The following is a 9,208-nucleotide window of genomic DNA, read 5'->3' as shown; positions in this document are numbered from 1 at the left end:
GTGAATATACATAATTTAATAGAAAATATGATTAAAAAATGGAGCTATTTGTATAGCATTCATAAAATTGAATTAGTATATAATCCACAAGATAAAGAGTTGATATGGAATAGTAATGAGTTATGGATTCAAAGGCTATTCGATAATATTTTTCAAAATGTGCTTAAACATTCAAAAGCTAACAAACTTGAGATTCTCATAGATGATGATATTGTTTGCTTTAGAGATAACGGGATTGGGTTTGATATGAATAGTAAAGGAACGGGACTCGGCTTAAAAAATATTGAAGATATATCAAAGATGTTCGATATAAAATACACTTTACAATCAAATAGTGAGGGGACTATGTTTTCATTTGAAAACACTCAAGTTAAGAGCAAAATACATAAAACCAATACCTTCCAACCATACTAATAAAATGTGTTGGAGGTGAGTTTTATGGACAAAAAAGACTTTGAAAAAGTTTATAATGATTACTTACATCAAGGGGAAGAGCAAGTTCAATTTGAAGTAGCTCAGAAAGTCGTTTCAGGGGCAGAACAAATAGTTGCCGTTCGTAAAAATGATGAAGGTGATTTAATCGCTTTTAAAACAAGTGGCGGAAGAGAATTAGATTATATTACTGCTCTTGATGAAGCAAAATCAGGGAAGTTAACTCATGTGGACGTATTTCATAAGTATGGTAGGGATATTATACGTAGTGAACCGGATGGTATAAAGGAAAATAACTTAGATAACTTACCGTCTTTTTAAACGGGTAAACCTCAAGAAGAGAATGTTCATTTGGATATTCTCTTCTTTTCTTTGCTAAGCTTTCCCTACAAAAAGAAGGTTTCTTTTAAAGTGAAATTACGCTTTTAAATAGCTCTCTAAATTTCTCTTTATCTTCTGCTGTAAATGGTTTTGGCCCCTTTGTGCGCTTACCGCTCTTTCGAACCATTGCACTTAAATAACGTGTTTGTAATAGTTGGTCAATGTTTTCATTCGTATACTTATAGCCTTTATGGTGTAGAACGATACAGCCTTTTGCTAAAGCGAGCGAAGCAAGACCGTAATCTTGTGTTACGATTAAATCTTCTTTTTTTGCTAACTGCATAATCCGGTAATCCGCAGCGTCTGCTCCGGAATCAACATAAATTGTTTCCACACCTGCTGGCTGCTCCGCATTAGAATAATGAGAAAAGCTAGTAACGAGGGTAACAGGAATTTCTGCATTCGTAGCTTCAAAGATAATAACATCTTTTACAGGGCAAGCATCTGCATCAACGTAAATTTTCATTTTTATCACTCCTATAAATAGGTTCGTGTTGATAATAATGGTAGATTTCTCTTTTGTCAAACGATATCTCTTTACCAAAAGTTATTTTTCACAAACTAAAATAGCCTCACGCAAACGAGAAATACCTTCCTCAATTTGATCTATATTTACCTTTCCATAAGATAAACGTATATAACCATCTTTCGCACCGAAAATACTACCTGGCATAAAAGCAATTTCTTGCTTTAAACTTTGCATAATAAGCTGTTTTTCGTTTATCGGTTCTTTTAATTTTCCCCAAATGTATATACCGCCGGTCGGGTTTGAAAAAGAGATTTTATCGTGAAGCTGTTCATTTAAAGCACGGACGATAATGTCTCTTTTTTCTGCTAGTTGTTTTCGTAGCGGTACGATATGCGATCGAAACGGTACGGTTTCGAAAAATTGTTGCATAAGCCACTGCGGGAATATACTCATTCCTAATTCCATTTGATGCCGTGCATCAGACAATCGTTCGATTACGGACTGCGGAGCGACAAGCCAGCCGACTCGTAAACCTGGTGCGATCATTTTTGATAAGGAATGTACATAAATGACTGTTCCGTTTTCATCAATTGATTTCAAAGTAGGGCAAGGTTGTTTATTTTCTAACGTAAGTAAACTGGATGGATCATCTTCAACGATCGCAATTCGTAAGGCAGCACAAAGTGATAACAGCTTTTTTCTACGATTTGGATGCAGCATCGTTCCCGTAGGGTTTTGGAAATTTGGATTTAAAAAGATCATTTTAATACGATGCTTTCTATATAATTCTTGCACATCGTCCGGATTAATGCCGTGTTCATCGACAGGTAATGGGAAAATACGAATACCTGCTGATTGGAATAACGGTAATGAATAACAGTGCGATGGACTTTCGAAAGCGACGGCATCACCTGGATTTAATAAACATTGAACGATAAGATGGAGTGCTTGTTGGGCGCCGGATGTAATCATAATCGATTGTTCGGTCGCTTCCACTTGTAAATGTTCTTTCATATATTTTACTACCGCTCTTCTTAGCGGGAGATAGCCTTGAGGATGATCGTAACTTAATGATTGCGTTAACGGTTGTTCTCGTAAAATTGTTTGGAGTTGATCGTGAGGATAAAGATTACAACCGAGTTCTCCATTAGCGAAATCTATAATATTTTCATTTTGCTGTACTTGCGCACGAATATGGCGAAGTAACGGTAAGTTTGGTAAAAAAGTACCACCTTCTACGAAATTTCTCCAGTTCGGCGTTAATGTTGGAGAAACGCCCCACATATGTGTACTTACACGTGTACCTTTACCTGTCGTACTTTCTACAATTCCCATAGCACGAAGTTCATTATAAGCAGTCGTTACTGTACTTCGGTTTACATTTAACTGTGTAGCTAATTTCCGTTCGGAAGGGAGGAAGCTACCTGGAGGAAGTTCTCCATATGTAATACGTTTTTCAATAAAGTCAACAACTTGCTGATAAATTGGGATTTTACTGTCGTTATCTAGCTTCCATTCCATACAAACGCCTCCACATCTCTTATATACATCAAGTATAACAAATTGGCTGGGTAAAAAAACAGCCAATTGGACGGTGTTATATCCAGCCAATTTTACTATGCTAAATAGGGAAGGGGAGATTCGGATGAAACGATGGCAAATGGAGTGGCTCCTAGTATCAGTAGCTTTAGTATGGGGAGCAAATTATACAATTGGAAAGTATGGCGTGGCATTTATGTCATCCATTCAATTTAATAGTTTACGATTTTTAGTAGCATCACCGGTATTATTACTTATTACATTTTTAATGGAACGCTCACTTCGTATTGAAAGAAAAGATTGGTTACGATTATTAGCAGTCGGTATCGTTGGTACGACGATGTATCAAACGATGTTTATGCTATCTGTGAAATATACTTCAGCAACGAACGCCTCATTATTAATTGCGATGTCACCTATATTTACAGGGATATTAGCAGTATTACACAAACAAGAACGCTTTTCGATGAAAGTACAAATTGGTTCAATAGTAGCCTTTATTGGTGCAGCATTCGTTTTATTAACAGGGCATACAGGAGGAGCAACTTATGAGTATGCATGGCTCGGAAATGTAATTGGATTAGTAGCAGCAATTGCTTGGGGATGGTATCCGATCTTGGCACAACCACTTATTACAAAATACTCCGCAATGAGAGTTACATCATGGTCTACATTAATTGGAATTGTACCTCTTGTTGTATATTGTTTATTCAATGTAAATACATTAACGTGGCCAGTGGATATGCCGAGCTGGGGCTCTCTAGCATATTCAATCGTCTTTGCGACAATCTTCGGACTTGCGATGTGGTACGTCGGTATTAGTAAAATTGGTTCAACGAAAGTAATGGTTTATATGTATCTCGTACCATTGTTCGCAGTCATTTTTGCGGCAGTAACTATTGGAGAGCAAATCAATATGATGCAACTAGTTGGTGGGCTTATTATCTTTATCGGTTTATATGTTGTAAAAAAAGGCGGAATCAAGAAGCCAGCTCTCAATTTGAAAAAAGTAAGTTAATAGTGAAAATGATCTCTTTCATATAGAAGGAGATCATTTTTTGTTTCGTAATAAAAGAGCTTGTTCAACGGCCCATTTTTGATGATCGTGAATTAAAAGCTCTACAGCAAGTGATGGAGACATCCACTTTAAAATATGATCTTCTTCAGAGATTTCAGTTTGTTTATGTACCATGCTTGCAATGTAAAAGAACCCATCGTTTAAATAATATGTATCTTCCTTTTCCGCATAAAAATAGCGCGCTGCATTACCGATATACTGTTCGATTTCAATTGTCCATCCTAATTCCTCGAGTAATTCACGATGTAAACATTCTTTTTTTGTTTCATTACCTTCCATACCGCCACCAGGTAAAAAGTAACGATCTCTTTTTTTGATAACAGCCACTTTTGAGCAAGTATCGTTAAAAATAACGGCATAGCAACTAGGCCTTAATACATAATGAACGGTAGGTTTTTTAGAGCCAAATGTGGGTTTTGAAATCATAAAACACGACCTTTCTCTATAAAATACATAAAAGGAATATTAAGGTAAATATAGAATTATATAAGTATAATCTTATTAGATTGGAGTGATACGAAAATGATAAATCGAAAGTGCTCACGATGTAAAGAAATAACAGGTACAATACATGGTGGCAAAAAAATTAAGGAAGAATTTTTATGTGAAGATTGTCTGCAAAAAGGAATTGCGAGTGGGGAGATCGAATTATCACAAGTGGAAGAAGAACAACCTTCGTATCTTTCTATAAAAATATTAAAAATAATGAGTGTTATTTATTTAATAGGATCGATTTTAATGGCTTTTTCAGCTGGATCACTTATACATGATCCAGGGTTTGGTGAAGTATCATTTTCAGGATCAGGTGCAGTTGGTGTTATTATACTCGGATCCATATTCCAGTCTGTTCTTGTATTTAGCGGGATATGGGTATTCATTCTTTTAGTGGAAACGGTTATTAAAATATATGAAAAAATGAAATGAGTGAGAGGGAGAAATACATGCGAGTAAGAAACATTCAAGGGGAAGATTATGAAAAGATTCATTCTGTATTAAATGATTGGTGGGGCGGGAGAAACATGGCTAATATGTTGCCGAAGTTGTTTTTCGTCCATTTTCAAGAAACGAGTTTTATCATTGAAGAAGATGGAAAAACGTTAGGTTTCTTATGCGGATTCTTTTCACAAACGCATAAAGATGAAGCATACGTTCATTTTATCGGCGTAAATCCACAGTATAGAAGAAAAGGAATCGCAACGACATTGTATTCTTATTTCTTTGATGTCGCTCGTGCAAGCAACCGTAAAGTTGTAAAAGCAATCACGTCACCAGTTAATAAAAAATCGATACAATTTCATCAAGAAATCGGCTTTGAAATTGAAGCTGGGGATGATGAAATAGAAGGTGTATCTGTACATACAAATTATGATGGGAACGGCGGGAGTAGAGTTTTATTTTTAAAATATGTGTAAAAAAAAGGACTGTACCCAAGTCCATTAAGTTAAGCTCATATCAAAAGCGCCAACCTTTCTTATGTTTTTACAGAAAGAATGGCGTACTTTTTTATTTTATTAGCTTGATAAAAGCTCGTGTGATCACCGAAAGGAATTTTCACAAAATAATTTTATTTAAAAAAGAGGGGATTTATATGGATTTTGAGAGAGATAGATATTTTTTAGAGATGGCATTGGAAGAAGCAGAAAAGGCATTAAAAGAAAATACATATCCAGTAGGAGCAGTTATTGTTGATGGAAATTATAATGTTATTGCAAGGGGAAGAAATAGAGTGCATTCACAAAAAGACATAACAGCACACGCGGAGATAGACGCTATTCGCAATGCAGGACAAGCAATGTTTGATGCAAAAATAAAAAATGAGAAGTTTACTATTTATAGCACGTTGGAACCATGTCCAATGTGTACAGGTGGTATTTTATTCGCAAAAATACAGAGAGTGGTCTGGTTGCTAAATGATGACTTAGGGTTTGGTGGATATAAAAAGATAAAAAACGCTTCAGTTTTTGAGGGGAAATTTAATAAAATCGAAATGGTTGAAGAACCATTTGGAGACTTAAAAGCTAGACAAAAAGAACTTATGAGACAATGGGAGCTAAATCCAAACAATGTTATTAACTTACGTAGGACTATAAAAAAATAGGTTGTTCCCTAAAACGAAAGAACCAAGCCGAATTCTAATAAAATAACAGTGAAAAGTTAAAAATGTCGTTATGGAGTACTAATCAAACTAATATTTATTGTTTTCTGTTGGGCAGATTACAAGAATAAATGGAATTATAGCTAAGTAAAATCGAATATATCAATTTAACGACAAAACATGCCACAACCTATTACTAACAGAAAGCCGTCCCAAAAGTATTATAGGACGGCCCTTTTTGTTGTGAGGAGGATATATATGGAGAGCTCTCAAAGTAGAAATGAGTACTTACGAAGTATTTATAAAGTACAAGATTATATAGAATTAAATATAAATGAGTCACTTTCAATCGAAGAGTTAGCCGATGTAGCAGGATTTTCAAAGTTTCATTTTCACCGAATTTTTAAAGGAATAGTAGACGAGCCATTATCTCGGTATGTGAATCGCTTGAAACTAGAAAGGGCAACACATCTACTTACATATCGCACAGACATGACGATTACAGATATTGCGTATCACTTCGGGTTCACAGATTCAGCAGTTTTCTCCCGAACATTTAAAAATTATTACGGAGTAAGTCCATCAAACTATAGAAATCACAATAGCAAGAATTGCAAAGACGTAAGAGGAACTTCTCAATACAATGAATGTAAGAAGGTTCGAGGAAATGTTGAAATTGTAACAGCGGACAATATAAACGTCGCATACATAAGACATGTAGGTACATATAAAGAGTTAGCTATAGCTTTTCCAAAAATGATAGAGAAAATATTTCATTATGCAGCGGAGCAAAACTATCATGTATTTGAGGATACGAAAGTATTAACCATTTACCATGATCATCATGAGTTTACAGAAGACTATCATTTAAAAACAAGTTTATGTATAACAATTCCAGATGAGCACGCAGTAGGAACGAGCGACATTGGAATTATGGTAATACCTTCAGGAAGGTATGCAGTAGGTCATTTTGAAATACGCCAAGATGCATATAAAGGGGCATGGGATTTTTTATACGGTGAATGGTTGCCAAATAGCGGATATAAACCGAGAGATTCGTATCCTTTTGAAGTATATAAAAATGACCCAAGGCAGCACCCAGAAAAGAAACATATAGTTGATATATATGTACCTATCGAACCTTTTTAATGATAGATTAAGGGGGAAGAACAATGAAAACTGCTGAACAGTTAGATTGTAGGATAAAAGAAGGATATGAAAATATAAATGGTATGTTAGTAATACAGAAAGATAATGTTATTTTTGAAAAATATTATAACGGCCACGGTCCAGATGATGTATTTCATGTAGCTTCAGTCACAAAAACGATTATTTCTGCGTTAATTGGGATATGTGTAGATAAAGGATATATAAAAAGTGTTGATCAAAGAGTAATAGAATTTTTCCCTAAATATAACGTTAATTCATCTGAAATAACAGTACGCCACCTTCTAACAATGACAGTTCCATATCCTTATGCAGATTGGCAGGAACCGTTAGAAGAACTATGTACACAACAAGACTGGGTGCAGTATACACTTAATAGAATGGGGAACGGCGGTGAAATTGGATCTTTTAAATATTCATCCGCAGGAGCGCATGTACTATCAGCAATTATTACGAGTGTAACAGGAAAAAATGCGCGTGAATTTGCTAATGAACACTTATTTCAGCAACTCAGTATGAGAGAAATTCCAAACTACAATATGCAAGCATTTGAATTTGATGACTTATTCGGAAAAGATGTGAAAGGATGGATTCACGATCCAAATGGTATTACAACTGGCGGCTGGGGACTGACGTTAACGGTTAGAGATATGGCTAAGTTTGGACGTTTGTATTTAAACGAAGGTATTCATAATGGAAAACAAATTCTATCAAAATCATGGATAAAAGAATCGACAGCGATGAATTCGAATCAATACGGTTACTTATGGTGGTTACGAGAAGAGGCTGGAATCTTTTCATACTGTGCCATGGGCGATGGTGGGAATGTGATTTGCTGTATACCAGAGATGGAATTATTGGTGGTCATAGCATCCGGAATTATACCAGAAGCGGGGGATAGATGGAAGTTAATTAAAGAATGCATCCTTCCTTATTTAAAAGATTAAGATGTATATTTTTATGAAAATGAGAATAAAAGGTTTAGTTATACTTGTTTTGTTCTCCATGATAGAAGTAAGTGTTGTGAGAAAGAAGTCGTTAAATTAAGATTAGAAAACTTCAACACCTATACGATTATTGAATAATTGCAAGGTGTTGAAGTACTTATGAGTTAATTAAGGTACATTCAACTGCAAGCTGAAACACCTTTTTCTGTTATTGTAAATTATTCTTTAACTTTTCGATGTATAAGGTATATCATACTAAACACAATTGCCAGCAAGATAAATTTAGTTAATTCCATTAGGCTAATATTGCACTTGGTTGCCACTCCATCTGTTAAATAAAATACATTAAACATACCATGTAAAATTGCAGGTGTTATTACAGAACGGCTATACTCTCTCGTATAGGTCAAAATTATAGATAATATAAATAATAACGAGAGATAGCTAAATATTCCTACAAACCATAACTCATAGTTCTTATAAAAGAGTGCTACTGGTAAATGCCATAAAGACCAAAGCGATGCAGTAATGATTGCTGTTTGCGTTAATGAGTATTTTTTTCGTAAATGGTAATGAAAATTTCCACGCCATATGATTTCCTCTAATAATGCAGATAAAGATCCAATTGTAAGACCAATAAGCAAGAGAAATCCTAATTCATTCCAATGATTATATAGGAACTTAATATCATAAATATAAAAATAAAAATGGAGACATAGTCCTAGAAGTAGTGGAAATAAAATGGAGAAGAGTAGTGTTTTTATTTTTGGACGTGAAAATCCAAATGTATGAACTATTTTTTGTTTCTTATATAATTTCTGATATAAAATAACAGCTAAAAGCGGAACAACCATCGTAAATCCTAAATAGTTACGACCATTTTCTATGTTCAGTAAGATAATATATACAAGCGATGTGAGACAATAAATACATAATGTAGAATGATAAACCATGTTTCTATTAATATTTTTCACCTACCTAAGTATATATAAGTTGTTAATCGAATATCCGAGATTTTAACGGATTTACCGAAATTCATCTCCTTCCTGCAACCTTCTATATGAAGTTCTTTGATAACTTGATATAGAAGGTTGCAGGAA

Annotated in this window: 12 protein-coding genes; 8 read left to right on the top strand and 4 right to left on the bottom strand. The window is 34.6% G+C overall.

Annotated elements, in window-relative coordinates; genetic code table 11:
* Together KI356_RS12250 and KI356_RS12245 are read left to right on the top strand one after the other, a co-directional pair.
* A partial coding sequence (locus KI356_RS12250) for a sensor histidine kinase (RefSeq protein WP_212935549.1) occupies nt 1-414 on the top strand: 414 nt, incomplete at its 5' end.
* A gap of 24 nt (nt 415-438) precedes the next feature.
* Entirely contained in the window at nt 439-753 is a 315-nt protein-coding gene (locus KI356_RS12245) for a DUF3892 domain-containing protein (protein WP_212935548.1), read from the top strand.
* 85 nt (nt 754-838) lie between these two features.
* Here KI356_RS12245 and KI356_RS12240 read toward each other — a convergent pair whose 3' ends face one another.
* Entirely contained in the window at nt 839-1,279 is a 441-nt protein-coding gene (locus KI356_RS12240; RefSeq protein ID WP_212935547.1) for a YaiI/YqxD family protein, read from the bottom strand.
* Nucleotides 1,280-1,360: 81 nt separating this feature from the next.
* Nucleotides 1,361-2,803, bottom strand: a complete 1,443-nt coding sequence (gene pdxR, locus KI356_RS12235; protein ID WP_212935546.1) for a MocR-like pyridoxine biosynthesis transcription factor PdxR — start codon at nt 2,801-2,803, stop codon at nt 1,361-1,363.
* A gap of 124 nt (nt 2,804-2,927) precedes the next feature.
* Here pdxR and KI356_RS12230 point away from each other — a divergent pair, with 124 nt between their 5' ends.
* Nucleotides 2,928-3,839, top strand: coding sequence for a DMT family transporter (locus KI356_RS12230; protein WP_128280441.1), 912 nt, complete (start codon nt 2,928-2,930; stop codon nt 3,837-3,839).
* 33 nt (nt 3,840-3,872) lie between these two features.
* On the opposite strand, the gene KI356_RS12225 is transcribed toward KI356_RS12230, so the two are convergent.
* Nucleotides 3,873-4,325, bottom strand: coding sequence for an NUDIX hydrolase (locus tag KI356_RS12225; protein WP_212935545.1), 453 nt, complete (start codon nt 4,323-4,325; stop codon nt 3,873-3,875).
* 96 nt (nt 4,326-4,421) lie between these two features.
* On the opposite strand from KI356_RS12225, the gene KI356_RS12220 reads away from it, so the two are divergent.
* The 5 genes from KI356_RS12220 (at nt 4,422) to KI356_RS12200 (ending at nt 8,108) form a co-directional block, all read left to right on the top strand.
* Nucleotides 4,422-4,823 carry a DUF3980 domain-containing protein gene (locus KI356_RS12220; RefSeq protein ID WP_212935544.1) on the top strand — a complete coding sequence of 134 codons (402 nt, stop codon included), beginning with the start codon at nt 4,422-4,424 and terminating at the stop codon, nt 4,821-4,823.
* Nucleotides 4,824-4,840: 17 nt separating this feature from the next.
* Nucleotides 4,841-5,311: a GNAT family N-acetyltransferase gene (locus tag KI356_RS12215; RefSeq protein ID WP_212935543.1), complete on the top strand. Its 471-nt coding sequence runs from the start codon at nt 4,841-4,843 to the stop codon at nt 5,309-5,311.
* 176 nt (nt 5,312-5,487) lie between these two features.
* Nucleotides 5,488-5,997 carry a nucleoside deaminase gene (locus KI356_RS12210; protein WP_212935542.1) on the top strand — a complete coding sequence of 170 codons (510 nt, stop codon included), beginning with the start codon at nt 5,488-5,490 and terminating at the stop codon, nt 5,995-5,997.
* 255 nt (nt 5,998-6,252) lie between these two features.
* Nucleotides 6,253-7,143: an AraC family transcriptional regulator gene (locus KI356_RS12205; RefSeq protein WP_212935541.1), complete on the top strand. Its 891-nt coding sequence runs from the start codon at nt 6,253-6,255 to the stop codon at nt 7,141-7,143.
* A gap of 23 nt (nt 7,144-7,166) precedes the next feature.
* Nucleotides 7,167-8,108 carry a serine hydrolase domain-containing protein gene (locus KI356_RS12200; RefSeq protein ID WP_212935540.1) on the top strand — a complete coding sequence of 314 codons (942 nt, stop codon included), beginning with the start codon at nt 7,167-7,169 and terminating at the stop codon, nt 8,106-8,108.
* A gap of 218 nt (nt 8,109-8,326) precedes the next feature.
* Here the strand turns inward: KI356_RS12200 and KI356_RS12195 are convergent, their stop codons facing one another.
* Nucleotides 8,327-9,082 (bottom strand): CPBP family intramembrane glutamic endopeptidase, encoded by a 756-nt coding sequence (locus tag KI356_RS12195; protein ID WP_238486189.1) that lies wholly within the window; start codon nt 9,080-9,082, stop codon nt 8,327-8,329.
* Nucleotides 9,083-9,208: the final 126 nt, after the last annotated feature.

It is taken from the genome of Bacillus hominis (assembly GCF_018332515.1).
Taxonomy (GTDB): domain Bacteria; phylum Bacillota; class Bacilli; order Bacillales; family Bacillaceae_G; genus Bacillus_A; species Bacillus_A hominis.
The sequence above is the reverse complement of the archived record's forward strand: the minus strand, read 5'-3'. Positions and strand labels throughout refer to the sequence as shown.

Coding starts and splice junctions, on each gene's coding strand:
- KI356_RS12245 (WP_212935548.1), top strand. CDS start 439: ATGGACAAAAAAGACTTTGAAAAAGTTTATAATGATTACTTACATCAA.
- KI356_RS12240 (WP_212935547.1), bottom strand. CDS start 1,279: ATGAAAATTTACGTTGATGCAGATGCTTGCCCTGTAAAAGATGTTATT.
- pdxR (WP_212935546.1), bottom strand. CDS start 2,803: ATGGAATGGAAGCTAGATAACGACAGTAAAATCCCAATTTATCAGCAA.
- KI356_RS12230 (WP_128280441.1), top strand. CDS start 2,928: ATGAAACGATGGCAAATGGAGTGGCTCCTAGTATCAGTAGCTTTAGTA.
- KI356_RS12225 (WP_212935545.1), bottom strand. CDS start 4,325: ATGATTTCAAAACCCACATTTGGCTCTAAAAAACCTACCGTTCATTAT.
- KI356_RS12220 (WP_212935544.1), top strand. CDS start 4,422: ATGATAAATCGAAAGTGCTCACGATGTAAAGAAATAACAGGTACAATA.
- KI356_RS12215 (WP_212935543.1), top strand. CDS start 4,841: ATGCGAGTAAGAAACATTCAAGGGGAAGATTATGAAAAGATTCATTCT.
- KI356_RS12210 (WP_212935542.1), top strand. CDS start 5,488: ATGGATTTTGAGAGAGATAGATATTTTTTAGAGATGGCATTGGAAGAA.
- KI356_RS12205 (WP_212935541.1), top strand. CDS start 6,253: ATGGAGAGCTCTCAAAGTAGAAATGAGTACTTACGAAGTATTTATAAA.
- KI356_RS12200 (WP_212935540.1), top strand. CDS start 7,167: ATGAAAACTGCTGAACAGTTAGATTGTAGGATAAAAGAAGGATATGAA.